The sequence below is a fragment of the Cylindrospermum sp. FACHB-282 genome (assembly GCF_014697195.1).
GTDB lineage: Bacteria > Cyanobacteriota > Cyanobacteriia > Cyanobacteriales > Nostocaceae > Cylindrospermum.
This window is the reverse complement of record NZ_JACJRJ010000016.1, coordinates 24,382-49,673: the sequence shown is the minus strand read 5'-3', so window position 1 is coordinate 49,673 and position 25,292 is coordinate 24,382. Positions and strand designations below refer to the sequence as shown.

The following is a 25,292-nucleotide window of genomic DNA, read 5'->3' as shown; positions in this document are numbered from 1 at the left end:
TTATGGAGCAGTTCGTCCTGTCTTTCAGAAAAGATATTTCCCTAATCGAAGAGCCGGAAGGTGAGCAGGTTATACTCCAGAGTCCTGACTGCAAGTTGACTTTTAAGCAGGTGACATCGGGATTGCGAACAGCGCTGAATATTCTCGTCACCAAGGGAGCTACAGCACAGCAACTCATGGACTTGGTGCAACAGAGCGATCGCATTGTGGGAAAGCTAAAGTGGTTTTACCACCTACAGAAGTTCTCTGAACTAGGTTGGCTTTGCCATTCAGTGTTTATAGATGATATCCCACTGGCGATCGCAATTCCCATAGCTTCTGATAATCAATTTCCTGCTAGGGATGTAGATATCCAGTGTCAATATACCCTGTCTCGCTTTGCCTACTGTCACCAAGTTGAGCAGCAGATGGTGCTGGAGTCTCCCCTGTCCCAAGCAAAGGTGATCTTGCCCAATTGGAGAAGTGCAGCCTTAGTTGCCAAACTCGCTAAACCTCAAAATTGTCACAACCTTGCCACTGAAATTTCTGGGATTACAGAAGAAATAGCGCAGCAGTTTGTTGCCCTGCTTTTGAACACACAGATGTTATCTCAAGTGCAGCAAAATGGTACTCTTGAAGAGGCAGAAAACATTACCCTCGCACAATGGGAATTTCACGATCTGCTGTTTCATACCAGAAGTAGAAAAGGGAGACACAATAATCCCGCTGGTGGAACTTACCGTTTTCTAGGCAAGATTGAAACCTTACCTGCTGTCAAACCCAAGATGTCTGCTGACAGTATCGATCTCTATAAACCTGATCTCGAAACCCTCAAAGCAGTAGATCCCCCCTTCACTTCTGTTTTGGAACAGAGAACATCAATTCGTAACTATGGACAAACCTCCCTTAATGCCCAACAGTTAGGGGAATTCCTCTATCGTTCAGCCAGAGTTAGAACTCTGATCAAAATGGAGCCAGCACAAATCAGTAGTCGTCCATATCCTTGTGGAGGTGCTATCTATGAACTAGAAATTTATCTAGTCGTTAATATCTGCGAGGATATCCCCTCTGGTCTGTACCACTATGCTCCTGAAGCCCATCAACTTTGCTGGCTTTCTGGCAAAACTGACCATGTAGAAGAACTTTTAAAAGGAGCCAGCCAAAGTACTGGTAGCCCCGATCCACCACAGGTGCTGATGATCATTGCATCTCGATTTCAAAGGCTAGCTTGGAAGTATGAATCTATTGCCTATGCCACCATGCTGAAGCATGTAGGAGTGTTGTATCAAACCATGTATTTAGTAGCGACAGCGATGGATCTTGCCCCTTGCGCTCTTGGCTATGGTGACTCCGATTTGTTTGCTAAAGCAGTGGGAACCAACTACTATGCTGAAACCTCAATAGGAGAATTCATTCTCGGCAGCAAAGATCCCAATTATCAGGAAAGTTAGTTATGCACTCACTTGCAAGTTTATTGAGTCCTTATGATATAAATAGCTTTCTCAGCGAATACTGGACTCAAAAAGCTATATTTATTTCTGGTGGGGGAATTAAAAAGTTTGAAAACCTTTTTTCATGGGATAAGCTAACGTATATATTAAACTTCCATGAACTTAATGATTCTTCCCTGACGCTAATAAAAGAAGGAAAAATTTTAAGAACTTTTAGCAATCAACTAAATGAAAAAAACAGTATTATCAAAGCTTTACAGAATGGGGCAACTCTTAAGCTTGACAATATACATCAAAAAACTCCTGAACTTGATGAATTTGTTTCCCATCTGAAGCAAGATATGCCAAACTGTGAAATGCATATAAATACCTACTGTTCATGGCCTGATAAACAAGGTTTTGATTATCACTATGATACTTATGAAGTATTTGTGTTGCAAATAGAGGGTAAAAAGGAGTGGTACGTTTTTCCAGATACATACATTAAGTATCCTGTTCAATATACTATATCAGCTTCATCAATTTTTACCCTTGGAGAACCTTACTTAACCCGTGTTTTGAATCCAGGAGACCTTCTCTATATACCACGAGGACACTTACATTATGCTGTAGCTTGTGAGGAGCCATCTTTACATCTAACACTGGGAATTCGCTGCCCTACAGGTATTGACTTTCTCCAATGGCTAACTCAGAAATTACGTCAAAAAGAAGAGTGGCGTCAGAGTCTACCATTAGTGAGAGAAAATGTTTCTACAACTTATGGCGAGCATTTGGAAAGCTTGTTCCAAAACCTAATTCCTTATATTTCTAATCAGGATATTCAAGCAGAATATCTAGACTCTATTAAGAAGTTAGAACAACCAACTAATGCATACTCTCTCCCCTATCAAGCAGGATTTAACATTTTTCCTCAGGGAATTAATACTATATTTAAAAGACCTGGCTGGCAGCGAGCAATAACTTCGATAATTAATGAAAATGAGTACAAAGTAAGAGTTGGCAATAAAGAAGTTATTTTGAAGCCAGTAAATGAGGGCTTTGTGCAAAACTTATTCAGCCATGAAAGTTTTACTGGTAGTGATGTGGTAAGTTGGTTGCCAGGACTTGACTGGGAATCGGACGTTGTTCCTATACTTGCTTACTTAGTTATGGAAGGAATAATTTTTGTTGACGCAATCAATAATTGAGGTGCAAAGTGTTTGGGCTGTAGATAGCTGATCTGATATGGTTAGGTTAAGTAAGACAAGCCACCTGATTAAACAATTAACAATTAAAGATGGTTAATTTACTGGCAGTAGACTTCGATTTTTTCTTTCCCAATTATGCCGATAATCCTCAACATTCCCACTGGCATTTGTATGACTGGACATATGAAGAAAATATTTCCGAATTTCGGAAAAATGAGCTTTGGAAAGCTAGAGCAAGTGATTTTTTGAATAACGATTTACCTTTGCCTAAAATAGTAGATAATTACCTAAATTTTTGGGACAGGTTTAAGTTTGCTGCTGACTGCGTTTTATATTATTCAGACTCCAACGTATTTAGTGCTCATGTAGATGTGGTTGAGGATGTAAATTGCGTCTATTTGTTTGATGCTCATCATGACTGCGGATACAACAAATCTTTTGGGGAATTTATTCAGCAAAAATCTGTTGCTTGCGGAAGCTGGATGCTTGTTTACTGGCGAAGAGGTGCAAAGCTGAAGATGCGATATCCTCGTTGGCGAGTCAAGGCTTTTGAATCAGAACCAGAACCAGCTTTACCTGTAGACAGACGATTTGATCGGGGAAGAAAAATGGATACGGTTTTTCATAAAGTGACGCTTTGTCGTTCTGGCCCCTGGGTTCCTCCTTGGTGTGAGACTGAATTCTGGAACTTTCTGGATAAAGCGCCAATAGCCAATAAGATTTGTCTAGAAAAGTCTATGGAAATCAGAAAGTTTGAGTTAGATATGTGACCCCCCTTGCTCAAAATATGCCATCATTCAGCAACGCCAATTCTCTATAGGCGCGAAGAGACTCTTCTATACTTCTGTCTACGGGCGGTTCGACGAGATCGAAATTATTGTAACTATCATAACCGCGAGCAAGAATAGCTTTGGGGCGCCGACCGATATCTTTTACTGAGGGTACTGTATAGCGAACTCCAAAACCAACGCGCTTTTCATCAGAATTGTTTGGTTTTGAACCGTGAATAGTGCGGACATTATGCAGCGACATTTCCCCAGGATTGAGAATTACAGGATTTATAATTAAGTTAGTTGCTTCTTGACTCTTAACATCGAGAGGAATTGCTTGCTCATGAGTTAATAAATTATCCTTGGCAAATGTCTCAATGTTGGGCAATATTCCATTTAGATGCGAACCCACAACAACATATATACAGCCATTGGCAATTGAACTATTACTTAAAGCAATCCATGCAGTAACTACTTGCGCTGGGTCTAGCCACCAGTATTTTGCGTCCCGATGCCATTCAACATAAGCAGGATCATGAGGATGTTTTGAGAATATGGTTGTATACCAGATGAGTATATTATGACCAAGGATATCTTCAACTGCGTTTAACACTTTTGGATGTGTTGCTAAGTCGTATGCCCAACGGAAGCAAAGATGCATTTGCATACTGATCTCTACTGGTTTTAGCTGATCTCCCAGAGAAGATTCTAATTGATTACTTAAGGCAAGATATCGTGCTGCTTCATCAGAAGACAATATAGGAATTGGGGAAAAAACACCATCTTGTTTGTAGTTATTTAGTTGATTTTCTGTGAAGGTTTTAGGCATAGAAAATATTTTGTGGCAGCATTAAGTTAATGATTTGTAGTTAATACAATGTTCTTTTGGTTAGTCAGCCAACTAGACAATAAATTTTTGTTTGAGGCGAAAGTATACAACTCAGCTTTCACTGATGGACTCAGAATAACTGGCACTCTCTGCAAAATGAGAACTTGAGCAATCCTCTAGTTTAATCAATTGAGCGATCGCCTTGCTGCCATCAAAGTTTTTACAAATCGTAACGGCTTCAATCACTGCTCTGGTTATCGTCAACTGGGGAACGACGCTTACGAAAAATACCCGTCATGCTGATGCGTGTAAATAGCATAGAGTTAGTCTAGATTGTGCTTTGCTGGAGGGAGATTGCTGGCTGGAGAGTATCATCAGGCTAAAAATCCTTATATACTTCATGCCGAAAATTATATCTGTTTGTTGACCTAGTTGAAATTGGCTATTTTGGTAGCAGATAGATATGAATCGACGTGAATTTTTCGGCTGGGTTAGTTTGGGTGCGATGGCGCGGAGCGCCCGTTGGAAGCGATCGCTACTTCAGCCCCTACTCATCAAAAGTCTGGCAGTGCTTCGATAATTCTCTGATCGCAGCACTCTCCTTTCTCCCGACAAAAAAGGCGATCGCTTCTTCCCAAGCCGATCCAGAATAATAAACCTCATGATTCTGACATTTTTGGCAGTTTAACTAACCACTTGGCAGGCTACCCAGTATATTACTCCAGGTTCGGGTAGCATATTAAACATAGCTCCAAGGGAAAGAGGATTGCCTTCATCATACTTCGACAAATCAATTATGGGGTTCTTTGTTGAGATTGCACCCACCTTAAAGATGCCAGAATTCCATTTGAGTTCTGGGTAATACCAACATGAATAGTTGTAGGCAGCTTGTCCTTGTGAAACCGACTTAACAATCTTACTTTTAACCGATTTCTCGTCTCCAGCAAGTAAGTGATTATAAATAGGCCAAGCCGCTTCGTTAGTAAGAATATCTCCGTCATTAACAAAGAAATTTACGGTGAAACCCTTTGGAGGGAAAACTGTGTGCGTAGGCGAAGCCCACCGACCACCATGTCCTGATACGATGTAGTTCATTGTTGTTTCTTCTGGTCAAGAATGAGTGGAATTTAATTGTGATTTTTTCTTCATTAGTTTAGACGTTTCCCCACCCAATTTGTGAATTTTTCGAGTTACGGGCAAATTTTCTCCCAAAAAATCCAACCTCAACCCCCAGAACGCTTCTGCCCTCTACCTTTGAGTCTCTGAAAAATCTTCTCAATTTCCCCACGAGCCGGATACAACAACTGCTGACTCAAATTTGATTTTTAATAATCAAGCTTGTTTAAGCTGCGACGTTTGCGAGCGGATGCGATCGCTCTAGAAGACAAGTATCTTATTTCTAGCTTGTGGCTAGTTATGTTTCCTGAATGCTTACGGTAGTAGTACAGGGGCTTTTGAAGATGGTGCACGGCTGTGACTTCTGAAAGTCTCAAACAGAGGTCATAGTCTACAACTGCCCTGAATGTCTCATCGATGCCGCCGATTTGCTCGTAGACACAGCGGCGGATCAGGCGAAAGTGAAAGGTGATAAACTCGATCAGTAGGTGCTCTGGAGAATAGGGAATTTTGCAACGGTGTCCTAGCCCTCTGTCTTGTCCATTCTCGTCAATCTCTCGATAGTCAGTGTAGACCATACCGACTTCTGGATGTGCGTTGAGGATTGCAGCCGTCTCTTCAAGGGCTGTAGGTGCGAGTAAGTCGTCACTGTCTACTGAACCAATGAAAGTCCCGGTTGTGGTAGCAAACGCTGCTTTGATTGCAGGTGCAAAGCCTTGATGCTCCGCTGCAATCACCCGCACCCGGTTGTCAGATTCCGCATAACCATGGGCGATATCTAGGGAACTATCATTGGAGCCGTCATCCCAAATCAGTAGCTCAAAGTCACGCCATGTCTGGGACAGAACACTTTCAATGGCCGCAGCTAGATATTGCTCCCGGTTGTAGACGGTCATGACGATGGAGATTAATGGTCTCATACAATAGTTGTTAAAGCGATCGCACCTGGGGAATTTCAATGATGATGTTGCCTGTATTTTACCAAACCCCTGCCTTTTCTGATTGAATCAACCGCCGATATGGCCCATCCACCAGGGACATTTCTTTATGAGTGCCCCGCTGCACGACTTCGCCTTGTTCCAGAACAATAATTTCATCACAGTCGCGGATAGTACTCAAGCGATGGGCCACAATAATGCAAGAACAGCCCCGACGCCGCAGATTATGGTCAATAATTTTTTCTGTCTCTGCATCTAAAGCGCTGGTGGCTTCATCCATGACGAGGATGGCCGGATCATTGACTAAAGCACGAGCAATTTCTAGGCGTTGGCGCTGTCCCCCACTCAAATTGGTAGCACCTTCAAGTAAGTTCCCTTCATATCCTCCCGGTAAAGCCAGAATAGCTTCATGAATTGCTGCCTCAGTGCAAGCTCGCATTAGCTGAGAATTGGGCACTGTCTCATCCCACAATGTCAAATTATCTCGCACGCTGCCGCCATACAAAAAGATTTCCTGCTCTACCATCGAAAGTGAATTAGACAGTACTGCCCTAGAAATTTGGTTTCTGGGAATACCATCAAAAAGAATTTCTCCAGACCAAGGTTGGTAGAGTCCCGCTACCAGTTTGGCAACTGTTGATTTACCAGATCCGCTACCTCCTACAAGGGCTACCCGCTGTCCCGGTTTCAGCTGAAAACTCAGGTCTTTGATTAGAGGAGCATCCACCCGCGAGTAGCCAAATGTGACATTTCGGAATTCCACATATCCCTTGAGTTGAAAAGATGAGAGATGGGCATTCTGACGTGCTAATTCTGGATCCGTTGGGTTCCCCAAAACATCATCAAGGCGATTGATATCTCCTTCTAGTTCCTGTAGGATGCTGCCAGCCTTTACTAGGGAGTTGACTGGACTCTGAAAGCTGGCCATTAAACTTTGGAAAGCAACTAACATCCCGATGCTGAGGTGTCCATCCATTACCCGTAGCCCCCCAATCACTAAAATTGATAGGGAGGTTAAACCAGTGAGGAATGCAGGTAAAATTCCTAGTAATTGACTGGTGATTCCTAACTCTTGCTGACCGTTAATAGATTTTGCATAGTAACCAGACCAACGGGCGAAAAAATCTGACTCCAGGGCTGATGCTTTTAGGGTTTCCATGCTCTGGAGTGCTGCAATTTCTATACCAGCAACTTTGCCCCGATCTTGTAGCATTCGCATATACATATCTGTGCGCCGCCGTGAAACCCACTGTAATGTCAAGATATTAATTGCAGCAAAGCAGATACCAAGTGCGGTGAGGACACTATCATAAGCCAACATAACTAGGGCATAAAATATCACCATGACGATATCAATTACAGTTCTGGCCAATTGCCCCGATAAGACTTCAGCGACTTTGGTATTGATACTGACGCGATTGCTGACTTCTCCGGCAAACCTTTGGGCATAAAATCCTACTGGCAAGCGGAGAATATGGTAAAGAAATTGACCGGACATTTCTACGGATAACTTGATATTTAGCTTTCTGAGAAAACGCCTTTGTAGTAATGTCAATAACCCCTGGATGACCAAGGTGATTGTCATACCTAAAATGAGTGGGCGTAACCAGTCTGTGCGGTTTTCCACGAGAATGTGATCAACAAATACCTGGTTGAAGACTGGTAAGGCTAACCCCGGAATTACCAGAAAAAATCCCGCTAGTACACAATAGAGGATGGCGTCCACAGAACCCCGCAAGCGATCGCCTAATGACAGAATCAAGCTGGGTTTGCGCCCCCCTTTTTGAAATTCTGCTCCTGGTTCCATCACCAGAACAATCCCTGTATAGGCTTCATCAAATTCTTGAATTGACACTCTCCGTGGCCCTGTGGCTGGGTCGTTGAGATAAACCCAATCGGAATTGAATCCCTCCACCACTAGGAAATGATTAAAATTCCAAAATACAATGTATGGAGGACGCATTTCTCGCAATTGCGCCAACTGCTTTTTAAAACCTTTTCCTTGCATGCCGTAGTTTCTGGCGGCTTTGAGAACATTAGAAGCTTTGCTACCGTCACGGGAAACGCCACAATTTTCACGCAGTTCTGCTAGGGGCACAATTCGCCGATAGTAAGCCAAAATAATTCCCAAAGCTGCTGCTCCACATTCCACAGCCTCCATTTGTAGCAGGGTGGGAGTTTTTACACGAGAGGGAATTTTGCCTTGGTTTACCGTGGGGGCTTTTTTGATCAAGGCATTGAGGTTTTCAATTGCGGATACTAACTTCTGAATCAATTGCACCATACTACAGCCCTGAATCAGTTTTAATTAATTCCAGTAAAATCTCTGAGAATTGGCAAGAGATATGTAATAGGTGCTTGTTCTTCGACTTTGACCCGCACACTAGTAGTTGTCCCAGCAGAGATATTTAATTTTGGGCCCTTGGAAGAAGACCACCGATAACCGCTAAAGGTGGATGAATCTATTGCCATTTCTGCCCGCACTTCGATTTCTCCTCCTCCGCTAGGCATGAGTTTTGCAACTAAGTCAGGATTGCCAATTACAGAAGCTGCTCCTTCTTTAGTCACAGGTAGGGGGGAAACTGAAGTAATTTTGCCGACAATGCCTCCAAAGCGTTCTCGTTTGGTAGTATCGGGGGTAATTTGTATTGTCATACCTGGTTGAATCTGTTTACCATCCTTGAGGTCAAAGTAGGAGACAGCAACTATTGAGGTGTTTTTTCCCCCGGTGTTGAGTGTTCCTATGGGTGTACCTGGGGTAGCGAATTGCCCCTGTGTTGCTGTAATTTCTAGTATGCACCCACTACTAGGGCTAACAATCTGGCTATTCTCTGATACTTGTGTTTGCAGTTGAGCGATCGCCCGATTCAGTTCTTGAATTTGATTGATTCTGACATTGAACTCTGTCAAATCCTCTTGTTTTAGACGCTTGCTCCTCGTATCCAGTTCTTGTAATTGAGCTTGCAAATCGCCCACAGAACTCAGATTCCCTAGGTATCGCTGTTGCGCTTCCGTTTCGCTCACGTCTAACTGCTTTAGTTGCGCTTTAATTTCATATCCGGTTTGCAGTCCCTGTTTATATTCTTGCTCTGCTTGTAAAACGGTGTCTTTAGCTATTGCTCCAGCATTTAAGAGTGCTTGGCGCTTCTGCAATCTATCTTTCAGTATAGGTGCAAGAGCTAAGGTATCCTTTAGGCGCTGCTGCAAACTAATGCGCTGTTGTCCAATGGCATTTAAGCCTTTTTCATAAAATGCAGGTGTCAGGGACTGAGTATCCCGCAAACGTTGATTTAAGCTAGCTTTAGAAGATGCGATCGCTACTTTTTCAGTTTCGGTGCGTTGTTGCTGAATCAACCTCATATACTGCTCTTGTGTCTGCAATTGCGCCAGTTTTGAACGCTGCAACTGCAATTGCAGCTTGAGTTCCTTAGGATCAATTGTCGCTAGTACGTATCCTTTTTCGATGCATTCACCAGTCTTAACATTTACACTCTGCAACTGTCCTGATATCGGCGACTCAAAAGAGACAATTCGATCCGGCCGAATTAGCACCCCTCGTCCTGTCACCGTGATGGGAATACGTCCAAAAATACTCCAAATTAACCCAATCACCACTAAACCCCCCAGTGCAGCCAAGGGTATCCAATCCTTGGGGCTGACCACCTGCATTAGCTGATCCAGTCTTTCTGGAGACGATAACCGCTCTAGTGATTCCTTACGAAATATACTGTCTTTATTTTCAGCCATGAACGATTTATTTACCTTAAATCTATATATACCCTGATAAATATTAGAGACTATTTGTCAAGTTTCTAGCGCCTAAAATCAGTTCCCTGAGAAATTTATTATTTCACCACATCAGACTTTTATTTTTGTTCGCCCAGGGTGCCCTAGGCTCTATGAGAAAATTTTGAATTTTGAATTGTTTAAAGTTGTCGTTGAAGACGTTTAATCATCCAATCGAATCTGGCTCCTGCCAATGCTGTATTATCCAAAATATCTAAATTGAGTTCATCTTCAACTTCGATATCTTCTGCTAAAAGTTGGTCTAATTTATAAGCCAGTTTGCCAAAGCCACGCCGGAATAGTCTGTCTCGCAGACGATCCACCAAAACTACAGCGATTGCTCGATAAAACCGCGCCATAAATCCTGTATCTTGCTTCAATTTGTCAGCTAATATTGACTGTGGTAATGCCAGCAATACAGAAAATTCTGATGCCTTAACTGTAGCAGAAGCAATTCCAGTTTCCACGAAAGACATTTCTCCTAAAATTTCACCCTTTACGGATTTAGCAATTTCTTTTTGGGCAGTTTCACCCTGTTGGGAAGAAACAAATATTCCCAATGTTCCATCCAATAAAATATACACTGCCTCAACAGGTTTTCCTTGCTCAATCAACACTGTACCCGCACTTACTTTCTGACTTTTTCCCTGAGCAATCATCCAATCAATGTCCCCATCATTCAAAATAGCAAATACAAACAAAACTTTTCGCAGTGGCTCTCCCGGAAGCACATTGTTTTTGGCTAAGAAATTAGAAATACTCCGTAACTGCTCTGATAGCGAGACAGAAAGCATTTGATAAAAATGAGCAGCAAAATCTGTATCTTGCTCTTGCTTTTTGAGTAACAGATGTTTTGGTAGTGCTAACATCCGTGATTTTTCTAAAGCTATAACAGTGCTAGAAGAGGGACGATTATCTACAAAAGATAAAGTTCCTACAATCTTCCCAGGAGATATGCGGTCAATTTCTTGCCCATCGTCTACACCCCCTGCTTGGGAAACTAAAACAGTTAAGGCTCCCTCTAGTAAAATGTACAGTTTATCAATAGTCAATTGACCCTCTTGAATGAGGATTTCACCAGTATGGCACTCTGTTAATCTGCCTACACTCAGCATCCAATCAATGTCGCTTTCCTTAAAGCCAGAAAAATTAGGAAAATTAGCCAAAATTTGTCTGAGCATAGTATTCAGGATTTTTATGAGGTTAAATCAAATTCATAAAATAACTTCGGATTATATAGTGACATCTTTTGCACCCGATCCGGCCAAGATATCGGCAGTGCGTTGAAAGGAATAATCAACTCTCTCGACTATCCCACTATTTTTTTACACAAATATTTTTATAGTGCAAATACTGAAAACTTAAGTTATACTTACAACTATCATTACTTGACTTCCACAAGCATTAGTATCAATTGATAACAGCAAATATTCTTATCCAAGAGTAAGTTCGCCTATGATATCATGTCAACATGAATACTAACTATTACCGTATAAAATTAAATATAGAGTGATAGCCAATTAACAGAACTTAATATGATTTGGATAAAAAAACTTCTACATTTGAGAACACTTCCTCTCTCACTAGGATTATCTATTATTTCTGCTATGCCTGGACTGGCTCTGACTGAATTGCAGAGGAGTTTAACAGTTTCCAGGGGAGTTCAGAACTGGAAGATTAGTCAGAATTTTATCCCACCGAATCGGGGAACACCCAACACGACTGCTGGAGGAGGAACCCGTAGCTCCTGCGGTCAACTGAGTACAAAGGTGTTAACTCCCTTAATTCCTCAAGAAAAATTAGGTTTGACCTTTACTGATCATCCAACATTTTATTGGTTTGTACCGCAAATTAATGCACAGACTGCGGAATTTTCACTACTAGATAACCACGAGAATATAGTCTACGAAACGACTTTTGCACTTCCTGACAAACCAGGAATTATCGGGTTTACTCTCAGAGCAAAAACGCCAATTCTGGAAGTTGGTAAACAGTATCACTGGTATTTAGCGATCGCTTGCCGTCCTGGAGAAACAGAAGACAAGCAAATTGTGCAAGGATGGGTAGAACGAACCCAACCAACTCCTGAATTATTGAAAAAGTTAGCAACTACAGATCCAAAGAAACTTTCAAGAGTTTACGCCACATCTGGTATTTGGCACGAAGCTCTTAATACTTTAGTGCAGCAACGTTGTACCTCTCCCAAAGAGCCAACAATATTGACTAATTGGCAAGCATTATTAACCTCTGCAGGGTTAAAAAATATAGTTTCAGAACCCCTGGTGAATAGCTGCACCCTCAAAACTAGGTAATTTATGTGGAGCCAAATCAAACGAAAACTTTGGCAATGGCGAGGTATCTGCGTCGCTGCTCCGACCATAGGAGTATTTGTGTTGATACTTCGCTTTACCGGACTATTGCAAATGTTGGAATTGGCAGCGCTGGATCAAATGTTTTTGCTGAGGTCTCAGGAACCTGTTGACTCACGCATTGTGATTGTAGAAATTAACGAATCTGATGTCCAAACACTAGGCAAACGCCGTCAGTGGCCCCTTCCTGATGGGATGTTGGCACAAATATTAGAGAATTTGAAACAACAAAAACCTAGTGCTATTGGTCTTGACCTTTATCGAGATTTACCAGTAGATCCTGGTCATCAATCGTTAGTTAAGGTGTTTGAGTCTACACCAAATTTAATTGGTGTGCAGAAAGTAGCCGAGAGTATCGATAGTTCGGCTGTTGCTCCCCCACCAGTGTTAAAAAAACTTGGACAAGTTGGAGCAAATGATTTTCCCCTAGATGGGGATGGCAAAGTTCGGCGCAGCTTGATTTATTTAGCCGATAAAAACGGCGATAATGTGTTTAGTTTCGCTTTTAAACTTGCTTATCTTTACCTCAATGATCGAAAAATTCCTGTCGGACAAACAGATGATTTTTTAGTTAAAACAGGTGATGTACTTTTCCCCATATTTAAGACGAATGATGGTGGCTATATCCGGGCTGAAGACCAGGGTTATCAGGTACTGTTAAATTATCGTAGTTCCATTCAGCGCTTTCAACGCATATCCGTTATGGATGTGTTAGATAACCGCTTCCCCAAAAACTTAGTACCTGGGCAGATTGTTTTAATTGGCCCCACATCTGAAAGTCTAAAAGACCTATTCTATACACCTTACAGCAGCACTATCTTAACAGCGCCCAAACGGATGGCTGGAGTAACTATTCATGCCAATGCCATCAGCCAAATTTTAAGCGCTACCTTAGATAATCGTCCTTTAATTAAGACTTGGAATAAGCCACAGGAATGGTTGTGGATTTTTGGTTGGTCATTGATTGGTGCAACGTTGATTTGGCAACAAAGATATAGTGGTAGTTCCAAGAAGCGAGCATTATTACCTCTTGTTAGTATTTTACTGTCGGGATGTTGTCTAGTCGGTGTTAGTTATCTGGCTTTTATGATAGGTTGGTGGATTCCAGTAGTCCCACCATTAATGACTTTGATTGGATCTGCACTCGGCGTCACTGCTTATGTTGCTCGTACAGCAGGGGAAATCCGCAAAACTTTTGGTCGTTACCTTACTAATGAAGTAGTTGCCAATTTGCTAGAAAATCCTGAAGGTCTTAAACTTGGTGGGGAACGGAAAAAAATTACTATGCTAACTTCCGATTTGCGAGGTTTCACAGCTACTGCTGAAAGATTACTTGCAGAAGAAGCGATTAAAATTATTAACCTTTATCTGGGATATATGGCAGATGTGATTACCCAGTATCAAGGAACTATTGATGAGTTTATGGGTGATGGTATTTTAGTTTTGTTCGGTGCTCCGATGAAGAGAGAAGACGATGCTACTAGAGCCATTGCTTGTGCTGTGGCTATGCAGTTAGCAATGGAGCCTGTAAATAAAAAAATCCAGCAACTGGGATTCCCTCCCTTGGAAATGGGTATTGGCATTAATACGGCTGAAGTGATAGTAGGTAATATTGGCTCTGAGAAACGTACTAAATATGGAATTATTGGTCATCAAGTCAATTTGACTTATCGCATTGAATCCTATACAGTTGGCGGACAAGTTTTTGTTTCGGAATCAACTATTAACGAGGCTGGTTCAATAGTTAAAATAATGGGAAAAAAGGAGGTACAAGCAAAAGGGGTGAAGTTACCCATGATAATATATGATGTTGGTGGCATTGCTGGGGAGTACAACCTTTATCTTGCACAAGAAGAAGAAGTATTTTTTAATTTGCCGACAGCGATTATGCTAGAATATGCGGTTTTAGATGGTAAAGATGTGGATAGTACTGCCATTAAGGGGAAGTTAGTAAAGCTTTCAGCAAAGGAAGCACAAATATACTCTGATTCAACTTTAGTTTTACAACCTCTAACTAATATTAAGCTGAATTTCTTTATGCCTGATAATGCAGCAGCTAGTGAAGATACTTATGCTAAGATATTAGACAAAAGTGCAGATAAAGATAGTTTTTATATTCGCTTTACTAGCATTCCGCCAGAAGTGGCAGCTAAATTTACTATCATACGCAGCTTGCAAACATAAGTCAGATTTCCACCTATTTTCTTGGCGAATAAGTAGGTTGGCGTAAATAATTCGAGGTTGATAGTGAGGGCTAAGAGCCACTTATTACGAGCAAATTTTATAGCGTTTCCTAGTCTGCTGAGGTACAAATCTCTGCGTACCTCTGCGCTTTACTTTGCGTCCCTTTGCGTTTCAAAATATTATCTGTACCTCACGTAACTCTTAATCGCTATAATATTTTTTACTCTACTTAGTTAACGCAGATATTTTTTTGAAGTTTTTCAGTTAGTTAATGAATTTTTTGCCAGACAACCGTTGCAAATATAACCCCAGATGAGTGATTTTCAGATACTGCTCGAAGGTAATGCGTTATTAATATTGGACGAGCCACAAACAGTTTGGCGCATCGAGTCAGGTGCGATCGCACTTTTTGCTGTTCCGATTATAGAAGGGATGCAGGGGCCGCGCCGTTATCTATTCAGTGTAAATCCGGGTGAGGCATTGTTCGGCATAGACCAGGAGGGTACGGACTATAAGATCCTAGCGGTATCTATGGAAGAAACCGTGTTGTTGCCGCTAACAGCAGAGGACTGTGTGCAATGGATAACCCTTGAGAAAGACGAGGCTCAAAAGCTCCTGGACCTGGTGCAGATTTGGGTGAAGCAGATATCTTCTGTATGCGATCGCCAGTTAATCCCTCCAGTAATTGACAATGTGCAAACTTGGGAAATTATCCAAACCATTCTTGGCCAACTGCACAGCGATTTTCTGGCAATTCTAGCGCGGCTGGAACAGGAAAAGTTAACTGCAAAACAGACTCAATTTCAAGAACGGGAAAAACTAAACCATCAGGTAACAGTCCGCGCCTTAGGAGAGTTGGCATCAGTCCTCAAACCAAAGCAAGCTGAACTCATGCAGTCCGGTACACCCCTGCTGATAGCCGCAGGTGCTGTGGGAAGGGCTTTAGGAATTACCATTTGCCCCCCTGCCCGTTCAGAAGACCTGAAACGGATTAAAGAACCACTAGAAGCGATCGCCCGTGCATCCCGAATTCGCACCCGAAGGGTATTACTCAACGACCAATGGTGGCAGCAAGATAGCGGGCCCCTACTGGCATACACTAATTCTGATAACCGTCCTGTAGCAGTCTTACCAGCAGGGGTAGGAAAGTACGAAATATTTGACCCAGAAAATCATACTCGCACACCAATAAGCAATGGTACTGCTAGGCTCTTAGCTCCCTTCGCCTATATGTTTTATCGACCCCTACCCGATAAAAACTTAAAGGCCTTCGACTTGTTTCAGTTTGCCTTTAAAGGACAGATTAGAGAACTAAATGTCATCCTGCTCACAGGTCTGGCCGCTTCCTTTCTAGGAATGTTAGTACCCCAAGCAACCTCCATCCTCATCGATTCAGCCATTCCTGATGCTGACCGAAGCTTGTTAGTGCAGATTGGCTTGGGTCTACTAGCTGCCAGCTTTGGCACAATGATCTTTCAAATAGCACAAGGATTTGCCAGCCTCAGATTAGAAAGCAAAGCCAGTTCCAATACCCAAGCAGCAGTCTGGGATAGATTATTAAACCTGCGAGTATCCTTCTTTCGCGAATATTCCATTGGGGACTTACAATCTCGCGTCTCTGCTATCACTCAGATTCACAAGAAACTTAGCGATACAGTGTTGCGGACAATTTTCACGAGCTTTTTCTCCTTACTAAACCTGGGACTATTATTTTTCTACAGTTCTGGGTTAGCTTTAGTTGTAGTCGCCGTAGCACTGGTGACAATCATCATCACCACCATCTCCGGTATGCTTACGAGCCGAAAAATGCGTCCTCTAGAAGAAATAGAGGGAGATATTTTAGGACTCACTGTGCAGATGATTGGTGGAGTGTCTAAACTCCGAGTTACCAACGCCGAAGACCGCGCCTTTGCCCACTGGGCAAAAAAGTATAGTCAGCAGCTAAAACTCAAGTTAAGTACCGAACTAATTGAAGATTTATTAGCCATATTTAATACAATATTGCCAACCGTCAGCTCGATAATTATCTTTTGGCTAGCAGTGATATTGATTAGCCAAGCTCAGTCACAAGGAACCACAGGATTATCCCCAGGTAAATTCCTAGCGTTTAATTCCGCCTTTGGCACTTTTATCAGCGGTGCAACTGACCTGAGCAACACCATAGTCAGCATATTGGACATCAGCATTTTCTGGGAACGGGCAAAACCCATCCTTAACGCTAAACCAGAAATCGACCTGAGCAAAACTGATCCAGGTCGGTTAATGGGTCAAGTCAAAGTCGATCATGTGACATTTCGCTATCGGGTAGCTGGCCCACTGAATTTAGATAATATGACAATTCAAGCAGAACCAGGGGAGTTTATTGCCTTGGTAGGCCCTTCTGGAAGCGGAAAATCAACGATCATTCGGCTCTTGTTGGGGTTTGAAACAGCCGAAAATGGGACTATATACTACGATGGCCAGGACTTATCAGGGTTAGATATCTCGGCAGTCCGCCGGCAAATTGGTGCCGTGCTGCAAAATGGTCGAATTAATAGCGCCTCGATTTTTGACAATATTTCTAGCGGCGCCTTGGTGACCATGGATGAAGCTTGGGAAGCTGCACTGATGGCTGGGTTTGCCGATGACATTCAATCAATGCCTATGGGGATGCATACAGTGATTTCTGAGGGAGGTTCAAACCTCTCTGGTGGGCAACGACAGCGAATGTTAATTGCTCGGGCTTTGGTGTTAAAGCCAAGAATCCTGATTTTTGATGAAGCTACCAGCGCTTTAGATAATCGTACTCAGGCTATAGTCAGTGAAAGCTTAGATAAATTACGGGTAACACGGATAGTTATTGCCCATCGCCTCAGCACCATCCGTAATGCAGACCGAATTTATGTGATTGAAGCCGGTCGAGTTGTACAGTTCGGCAAGTTTGAGGAGTTAGTCAATCGCCAAGGGTTATTTGCCACACTCATGGCCAGGCAAATGGCTTAATTTTAACTTTATACTTTCAGGTCTCAAGACACCGAGTTGCCTTATGAAGATAAAAAAAAACGAAATGTTCTATACCAATCATTAGCGATTTTCTACTACAGTGGACGGGCTATAAACTTGGTATGGACTACTAGCCGCTCCCTGACTATTCTTCTGGCGGCTTTAACCTTAGTGGCTGGTCTTGTACCTGGGGCTATATCCTACATTGGTAAGTTAATTGTTGATGCGGTAGTCATTGCCTCTCAAGTTAATCTACAGAGCAATGGTTTTGTCAATATTAGTCAACCTTTATTGTATGTAGGATTAGAAGCGATCGCAGTAGTTGTATTAGCAGGCTGTCAGAGGGGACTGATCATTTGTCAGTCGTTATTGCGGGCACAACTTGGTCATCGAGTGAATGTACTGATTTTAGAAAAGGCTCTGACACTGGAACTCAGCCATTTTGAAGACTCAGAATTTTATGACAAATTGACCAATGCAAGACGAGAAGCATCAGTTCGTCCCCTTTCCCTAGTAAACCGCACCTTTGGGTTAGTGCAAAGTGCCATTTCCCTGATCACCTACAGTATTTTGCTAGTGAAGTTTTCAGTTTGGGCAGTGGTGGTGCTGATTTTGGCAGCTATACCCGTATTTATTGCAGAAACGAAGTTTGCAGGAGAAGCCTTTCGCCTGTTTAGTCGGCGTGCGCCAGAAACCCGCCAACAGCAATATTTAGAAAGTCTGCTAGCCAGAGAAGACTTTGTCACAGAAGTCAAACTCTACCAACTTGGGGAAATGCTATTAGGACGTTACCACAACCTGTTTGATCAACTCTACGGCAAAGACCGCGATTTGACTGTGCAGCGGGGACTGTGGGGATATCTGCTGAGTTTAGTGAGTACCCTTGCCTTTTACATAGCTTATGCTTGGATTGTGCTAGAAACCGCGGCAGGTAGGATTTCTTTAGGAGATATGACCATGTATCTCACCGTGTTTCGCCAAGGACAGTCTACTTTCTCCAGTGCCCTCACTTCTATTGGCGGGATGTATGAAGATAACCTATATCTATCAAATCTCTACGATTTTCTCGAAGAAAAAGTACTAAAGCCTTGGGGTCAGGCCACCATTGGTTTAAATCCCCAAGATGGTATCCGTTTTGAAAATGTCTCATTTACTTATCCCCAAAGTTCCCAGCCTGCGTTAAAAAACATTTCCCTGCATTTGAAACCTGGAGAGAAACTGGCAATTGTCGGTGAAAACGGTTCCGGTAAGACTACCTTAATCAAGCTACTTACCCGACTTTACACTCCAGACTCTGGGCGGATTTTATTAGATGGTTTGGACTTGCAGGAATGGGATGTAGATGTGCTGCGGCGTCGCATTGGTGTGATTTTTCAGAACTTTGTCCGCTATCAATTCACCGTGGGAGAGAATATTGGCGTGGGTGATGTAGAACATCTAGAAAACAAAACCCGCTGGCAAACTGCTGCCAAAAAAGGCATGGCCCAACCTTTTATTGACAAATTACCCCAAAGTTTCCAAACACAGCTTGGTCGTTGGTTTAAGGGAGGACAGGAACTTTCTGGGGGAGAGTGGCAGAAAATTGCCCTGTCTCGTGCTTTTATGCGAACTCAGGCAGATATCTTGGTGTTGGATGAACCAACATCGGCAATGGATGCTCAAGCTGAGTTTGAGATTTTCAATCATTTTCGCGCTCTTACACAAAATCAAATTGTATTATTGATTTCTCACCGTTTCTCAACCGTACGGATGGCTGACCAAATCGCAGTTATAGAAGGTGGCGTTGTGGCAGAACTGGGAACTCACGAAGAATTGTTACAGAATGGAGGACGTTATGCGAAGTTGTTTTTGTTGCAAGCCGCAGGTTATCAGTAGTCGGGGTTTCATTCAAGTTATCGAAAATTGGTGGACTTTTGTGCGATTACATACGGTGGGCCGAGTGCCCAGAGATATTTTCACAAATGATTTCGGTCTGTTATATAGAGTGTCAATTATGAAGCTTCCTTTGATAGCGACAATTATTTTTATCGGTTTATGTTCTCCATTGTTCATTTTTGATCCTTTAGAAAAAGTTCTAGCACAAGCACCAAAGCCTACACCAGAAGAAGCCATCACAGAGGGAGTGATTCTGAATAATCAGGGTGAATCTCTGGTTTATACAGATTTGGTTGGTTTAGATGAATTGCAAGCAGGTTTAGAGTTATTTCAACAGTCGTTAGCTATTTTCAAAAAATATGGTGCTAAGGCTGGTGAAGGTAACAGCCTTGTGAATATTGGATACGTCTATTTGCGGAAACAAGAATATCAAAAAGCGTTAGATTTGTTTCAACAGGCTTTAGCTATTCACAGAGCAACACGGGATGGCTCTCAAGAATGGATATCTCTTTCCTACATGGGTGAAGTTTATGTCAATTTAGCTGACTATCCTCAGGCGCTAGAGTATTATCAACCAGCTTTAAATATTCTCAGAAAGCTGAAAGCCTCTAACCCCAAAGACTCCAGCTATTCTACCAGCGAAAGAGTTATGCTGGCTGATATTGGGGCGCTTTATTTTCGGATGGGACAGTATCAAAAGTCCCTGGATTTTTATCAACAAAATTTGGTAATAGAGAAAGCTAATAGTGATTACATCGGCGGTGCACAAACACTGAATAATCTAGGTGTAGTTGCCGTCAATTTGGGTAACTATGGTCAGGCGCTGGATTTTTATCAACAAGCATTAACTACTGTTCAAGACTACTGCTATAAACAAAAATTAACTTGTTTTTATGGGACAGAAGCAGCGATTTTAAATAATCTTGCAGGGGCTTATTTTAGCTTAGGTCAATATCCAAAATCCTTAGAATTTGCCGAAAAATCTTCAACTATTTACAAAAAATTTCGCACTGGCGAATTTAAAGGAACAACCAAAACAGAAATTGATTTACTTTACAATGCCCTAGGTGCAAATTCCCAAGTTTTGCAACAAGTTGCTAGTCGTGCTAATGTTGGCGATGCATTTGGTAAAGACTCTTTTCAGTTTCAAGGTGAAGCGCTGAACCTGAATAATATCGGGCAAATTTACTTTGCTCTGGGTAAGTATGAATCGGCGTTGAACTTGTATCAACAAGCTTTAAGTATATACAAAGAAAACAAATACAAACCAGGTTTAGCGGTAACCCTGAATAATATAGCGCGTGTTGACAACAATCTTGGCAAGTATGATCAAGCGATAGAGTTGAATCAACAAGCTTTAGCTAATTATAGAGAAATAGGCGATCGCACTGGTGAAGGCGTAACAATTAGCAGCCTAGGACAAACCTACCACAAACAAAGTCAGTATGACAAAGCATTGGAGTTTTATCAGCAAGCTTTAGCAATGCATCGAGAAGTTAGCGATCAAGTCAGTGAAGCCGCAACACTTAAATTTTTAGGAGATGTACTATCTGCACAAAATCAGCCACAATTAGCGGTCACTTTTTACAAACAATCAGTAAATGTGACGGAGAATATTCGCCAAAATTTGCGCGTTGTACCTCTTGATATTCAACAATCCTACACTGATACTGTTGCCGAAAGATATCGCCGACTTGCTGACTTAATGCTCCAGCGAAATCGTGCAGCAGAAGCGCAACAAGTACTGGATTTGCTAAAAATTCAAGAAATGAGCGATTTTTTCGGTAATAAGCGCCCAAACCCGCAGAAATCAACGGTCAATACCCAAGAGAATAATTTTCTCAGCAATCGAGGTGCAAATTCTCAGAAAACAACAGTCAATTCCCAGCCACAGCAACTACAAACATTGCCTCTACTACCCCAAGAGCAACAGATTTCTCAAAAATATAGCGCCATTCAAGATAAAGTAATTACCCTGGGTAAAGAACTCACAAACCTACGAAAAACCCCTCCAAATACACGCACATCTATTCAAGAAAAACGGATTGCCGAATTAGTGAAACTTGAGCAAGAAAGTAGCGCTGAGTTTAACAGATTTATCAAAAGTCCCTCTGTGGTAGCGCTGGTGCAGCAAATATCAGCAACATCAGGACAAGAAAATTTGATTTTACGACAGCTAAATTCTCTCCGGGATAATTTGCGGCAGTTAAACCAAAAAGCAGTGTTACTTTACCCCTTAGTTTTAGATGATAGGTTAGAGTTATTAATAGTTACTGCGGATGCCCCACCAATTCATCGTACAGTGCCAGTTAAAAAAGAAGAATTAGAGCGGGTAATTCTTGAGTTTCGGCAAGGGATACAAGTCCCATATAAAGATAGTAAAATCCCAGGTAATCAACTGTATAATTGGCTAATTAAGCCAATAGAAAATGACCTAAAGCAAGCTGATGCTAAAACAATTATCTACGCTCCAGATGGCAAATTAAGATACATTCCCTTAGCAGCATTATATGATGGTAAAAATTGGTTAGTGCAGCGTTTTACCATCAATAATATCACTGCTGCCAGCCTGACAAAATTAGACCACCAGCCCCAAAAATCTCTGCAAACTTTAGCTGCGGCTTTTACCAAAGGAGAGTACACAGTAAAAATAGCCGAACGTCAAGAAAGTTTTAGTGGTTTGGCCTTCGCTAAAGTTGAAGTAGAAAACTTGGCAAAGACGATTTCTGGAACAAAGATACTTTTAGATCAAGATTTTAATACCCAAGTCACAATTCCCCAAATGAATGATTACAAAATTGTCCATTTGGCAACTCACGGAATGCTTGTTAGTGGAGATCCAGAAGATTCGTTTATTATGTTTGGTGATGGGGAACGGGTTACTCTGCGAAATATAGAAAATTGGTCTTTACCAAATGTAGATTTAGTAGTACTGAGTGCTTGCCAAACTGCTTTAGGTAATAAATTAGGTAATGGGCAAGAAATTCTTGGTTTAGCATATCAGATACAACTAACAGGAGCGAAGGCATCTATGGCTTCATTGTGGTCTGTTTCTGATGGCGGAACCCAAGCTTTAATGAATGGATTTTATACAGCATTAAAAGCAGGCAACATCACAAAAGCGGAGGCTTTACAAAAAGCGCAAATTGCCTTAATAACAGGTGATAATTCAGTACTAGTTAAAGAGCAAGGTACACCAGTAGGGGAACGCAATCATCATAGCAGTCAATTTACCCATCCCTACTATTGGGCCTCCTTCATTTTGATTGGTAATGGGTTGTAGTTCAGTTGTGGGGTGGGACGAAAAGCCCGCCCTTGTGTACCTTACTATGATGAAATGTACTGTAAGTAGGTGGGCTTAAATAAATATAATGACATCTTACATTTAATTACGCCTGTCTACTTAACAGGGTTTTAGCTTTAATAAATATTGCTAATTTGCAATATTTAAATCTTACTTTTGACTGTATTAATGGTTTCCAATAATTGATTTGCTGTGAAAGGTTTAGATAAAAAGGCTTTGATACCCATATCATAAGCTGCATTCACTTTATCACTTGGAGCAAGTCCGCTAACGGCGATAATTCTCACCTCTGGGTTAATTTTTTGCAACGTGCGGATGGTGGTAAATCCGTCCATATTGGGCATAACCATATCGGTCAAAACTAAACATATTTCATCCCGATGTTCTACGTACAAAGCTATTGCTTCAATGCCATCGCAGGCGGTTATGGCTCGATAATTATGGCTTTCTAAAGATGTTTTTGTAATGTCTCGTATGGCAGATTCATCATCCACAACTAAAATCAGTTCACTGTTGCCTTGAGGCAATTCTACTTCTTGTTCTTCGGTAATTTCCGTTGCATCTTGTGCTGGTAAATATATTTTAAATTGGCTGCCTCTTCCCTCTTCACTGTAGACGTTGATAAAACCGCCATGACTTTTAATAATTCCCAGTACTGTAGAAAGACCAAGACCAGTGCCTTGCCCTAGTTCTTTGGTAGTAAAAAATGGCTCAAATATCCGATCTAATATTTCTGGAGGAATACCAATTCCAGTATCATGAACAGTAATGACAACATAAGCACCGACTTTAGCATCAATATGCATTCGGGCATAATTTTCATCAACTAAGAAATTTGCAGCAGAGATTGTCAAAGTTCCGCCGTTGGGCATGGCATCACGAGCATTTACACACAAATTCATCAGCACTTGATGCAATTGGGTGGCATCGCCAGATATAGTCCAAAAGTCTGGTGAAATTTGAGTGAAAACATCTATTGATTTGGGAAATGTCTCTTTAATAATTTGCTGAATTTCAATGATCAAATGCTTTAATTGCAAAAGGGTACGCTCACCCTCCAGTCCACGAGTAAAAGACAGTACTTGCTTAACTAAATTTGCCCCACGTTTAGCGTTGGTAATCAATATTGGTAAAAGTCGCCGCGATCGCTCATCATAGACTTGGGACTCCAAAAGTTGAGCCGTCATCAAAATCGGTGCCAGGACATTATTCAAATCATGGGCGATCCCACTAGCTAGAGTGCCAATACTCTCCAATCGTTGAGCGCGGAGAAATTGGGCTTCTAGTTGTTTCTTGTGTGTAATATCACTACTCACTACCAATATGGATTGTGATTTTTGTCCGAACTCGCGCACCAATGTCCAACGGCTTTCAACTATGATTTCTTTGCCACATTTTGTTCTCTGATATAGCTCTCCCTGCCAAGAACCATTTTTCATCAGCATCTTCACTGCTTCTGGCAATTGAGACAAGTTTTTTTCTTGCCAAAGTTCTCGTATATTTTTAGTAAGGGCTTCTTCTTTTTTCCAACCGTATAGACACTCAGCAGCTTTATTCCAAAATAAAATTTGGTCATCTAAGTCACGCACAAAAATGGCATCGGTGGCAACATCAAGTAAAGCAGCTTGTTCACGGATTTTCTGTTCTGTTTGTTTGCGCTCAAGGGCATAGCGGATGGAACGTTCTAGCAAAGGCGCTGTCAACTGGCTTTTTTCGAGATAATCTGCTGCTCCTGCTTTCATCGCTTCCAAGTCTATTTCCCGGTCTCCCTGGCCAGTTAGTAAAATGATGGGAGAAGCACAGCCATTGCTAACTGCCTCGTATAACAGTTCCAGTCCATTATGCTGGCCCAAACGGTAATCTACAAGATAGATATCATACTTGTTACCAGCGATGGCATTTTTGGCTGCTGCGTAACTATTGACCCATTCCAACTCACAACTGGCTACTTGAAATTCACCAAACCAATCACGAGTTAAAATATAGTCATCTTCATCATCATCAACTAAAAGAACTTTGATTGGTCTGTTGTCCATAATTACCTCCCACAGCTTCTAGGGGCAGTTCTACTATTTCAAACCAGTATTTTCCTATAGTCTTCATCACCTCAACTAAGGAATCAAAAGTTACTGGCTTAATGATGAAGGAATTTGCGCCTAATTTGTAGGTGTTATATATATCTTCCTCTGCCCTTGAGGTTGTTAAGACTACAACGGGAATCTGCCGCAGTTCTGGGTGACTTTTAATCTCTTTGAGGGCTTCAACACCATCTTTTTTGGGCATATTCAAATCTAGCAAAATTAAACCCGGACGTGGTTTACTACTCATGTCGGCATATAACCCTCGGTGACACAGATAATCGATCAACTCTTCACCATTCCTGACGATATGTAGTTCAATTGACAATTGACTTTCTGCCAATGCCTCACGAACCAACAGGCTGTCGTCTTCGTCATCATCAGCCATCAAGATTGTGACGGTTGTTTGCCGACCCTTCACTATGCATTATCTCCCTTGCAATA

General features: G+C 41.8%; 17 protein-coding genes. 9 read left to right on the top strand and 8 right to left on the bottom strand.

Annotation, left to right across the window (positions count from 1 at the left end; all coding sequences use genetic code 11):
• Positions 1-2 precede the first annotated feature (2 nt).
• The 3 genes from H6G32_RS10625 (at position 3) to H6G32_RS10615 (ending at position 3,387) form a co-directional block, all read left to right on the top strand.
• A complete protein-coding gene (locus tag H6G32_RS10625) occupies positions 3-1,430 on the top strand; it encodes a SagB family peptide dehydrogenase (RefSeq protein ID WP_190457900.1) in 1,428 nt (475 codons plus the stop codon).
• A gap of 2 nt (positions 1,431-1,432) precedes the next feature.
• Positions 1,433-2,617, top strand: a complete 1,185-nt coding sequence (locus H6G32_RS10620) for a cupin domain-containing protein (protein WP_190457897.1) — start codon at positions 1,433-1,435, stop codon at positions 2,615-2,617.
• 89 nt (positions 2,618-2,706) lie between these two features.
• Entirely contained in the window at positions 2,707-3,387 is a 681-nt protein-coding gene (locus tag H6G32_RS10615; RefSeq protein WP_190457896.1) for a hypothetical protein, read from the top strand.
• A gap of 10 nt (positions 3,388-3,397) precedes the next feature.
• Here H6G32_RS10615 and H6G32_RS10610 read toward each other — a convergent pair whose 3' ends face one another.
• Positions 3,398-4,216: a phytanoyl-CoA dioxygenase family protein gene (locus H6G32_RS10610; RefSeq protein WP_190457894.1), complete on the bottom strand. Its 819-nt coding sequence runs from the start codon at positions 4,214-4,216 to the stop codon at positions 3,398-3,400.
• 500 nt (positions 4,217-4,716) lie between these two features.
• On the opposite strand from H6G32_RS10610, the gene H6G32_RS26530 reads away from it, so the two are divergent.
• The gene (locus tag H6G32_RS26530) at positions 4,717-4,869 is read left to right on the top strand and encodes a hypothetical protein (protein ID WP_206757962.1); all 153 of its coding nucleotides are present in this window, start codon (positions 4,717-4,719) and stop codon (positions 4,867-4,869) included.
• Between the two features lie 31 nt (positions 4,870-4,900).
• Here the strand turns inward: H6G32_RS26530 and H6G32_RS10605 are convergent, their stop codons facing one another.
• The 5 genes from H6G32_RS10605 to H6G32_RS10585 form a co-directional block, all read right to left on the bottom strand.
• A complete protein-coding gene (locus H6G32_RS10605; protein ID WP_190457892.1) occupies positions 4,901-5,311 on the bottom strand; it encodes a putative adhesin in 411 nt (136 codons plus the stop codon).
• Positions 5,312-5,541: 230 nt separating this feature from the next.
• Complete coding sequence (locus H6G32_RS10600) at positions 5,542-6,252, bottom strand: glycosyltransferase (protein ID WP_190457890.1); 711 nt, start codon at positions 6,250-6,252, stop codon at positions 5,542-5,544.
• Positions 6,253-6,310: 58 nt separating this feature from the next.
• Positions 6,311-8,554: an NHLP family bacteriocin export ABC transporter peptidase/permease/ATPase subunit gene (locus H6G32_RS10595; protein ID WP_190457888.1), complete on the bottom strand. Its 2,244-nt coding sequence runs from the start codon at positions 8,552-8,554 to the stop codon at positions 6,311-6,313.
• 20 nt (positions 8,555-8,574) lie between these two features.
• Positions 8,575-10,017, bottom strand: a complete 1,443-nt coding sequence (locus H6G32_RS10590) for an NHLP bacteriocin system secretion protein (RefSeq protein WP_190457886.1) — start codon at positions 10,015-10,017, stop codon at positions 8,575-8,577.
• Between the two features lie 179 nt (positions 10,018-10,196).
• Entirely contained in the window at positions 10,197-11,237 is a 1,041-nt protein-coding gene (locus H6G32_RS10585) for a cyclic nucleotide-binding domain-containing protein (protein ID WP_190457884.1), read from the bottom strand.
• Positions 11,238-11,591: 354 nt separating this feature from the next.
• Between H6G32_RS10585 and H6G32_RS10580 the strand changes: the two genes are divergently transcribed.
• From H6G32_RS10580 to H6G32_RS10560, 5 genes are all read left to right on the top strand, one after another.
• Complete coding sequence (locus H6G32_RS10580; protein ID WP_190457882.1) at positions 11,592-12,368, top strand: DUF928 domain-containing protein; 777 nt, start codon at positions 11,592-11,594, stop codon at positions 12,366-12,368.
• Between the two features lie 3 nt (positions 12,369-12,371).
• Positions 12,372-14,609, top strand: a complete 2,238-nt coding sequence (locus tag H6G32_RS10575) for a CHASE2 domain-containing protein (RefSeq protein ID WP_190457881.1) — start codon at positions 12,372-12,374, stop codon at positions 14,607-14,609.
• Between the two features lie 312 nt (positions 14,610-14,921).
• Complete coding sequence (locus H6G32_RS10570; protein WP_190457879.1) at positions 14,922-17,591, top strand: NHLP bacteriocin export ABC transporter permease/ATPase subunit; 2,670 nt, start codon at positions 14,922-14,924, stop codon at positions 17,589-17,591.
• A 36-nt stretch (positions 17,592-17,627) separates the two neighbouring features.
• Positions 17,628-19,466 carry an ABC transporter ATP-binding protein gene (locus tag H6G32_RS10565; protein WP_190457876.1) on the top strand — a complete coding sequence of 613 codons (1,839 nt, stop codon included), beginning with the start codon at positions 17,628-17,630 and terminating at the stop codon, positions 19,464-19,466.
• 118 nt (positions 19,467-19,584) lie between these two features.
• The gene (locus H6G32_RS10560; RefSeq protein WP_190457874.1) at positions 19,585-22,749 is read left to right on the top strand and encodes a CHAT domain-containing protein; all 3,165 of its coding nucleotides are present in this window, start codon (positions 19,585-19,587) and stop codon (positions 22,747-22,749) included.
• 164 nt (positions 22,750-22,913) lie between these two features.
• Here the strand turns inward: H6G32_RS10560 and H6G32_RS10555 are convergent, their stop codons facing one another.
• Positions 22,914-24,806: a hybrid sensor histidine kinase/response regulator gene (locus tag H6G32_RS10555; protein ID WP_190457873.1), complete on the bottom strand. Its 1,893-nt coding sequence runs from the start codon at positions 24,804-24,806 to the stop codon at positions 22,914-22,916.
• Entirely contained in the window at positions 24,772-25,269 is a 498-nt protein-coding gene (locus H6G32_RS10550; protein ID WP_190457870.1) for a response regulator, read from the bottom strand. The genes H6G32_RS10555 and H6G32_RS10550 overlap by 35 nt, the downstream gene beginning before the upstream one ends.
• Positions 25,270-25,292: the final 23 nt, after the last annotated feature.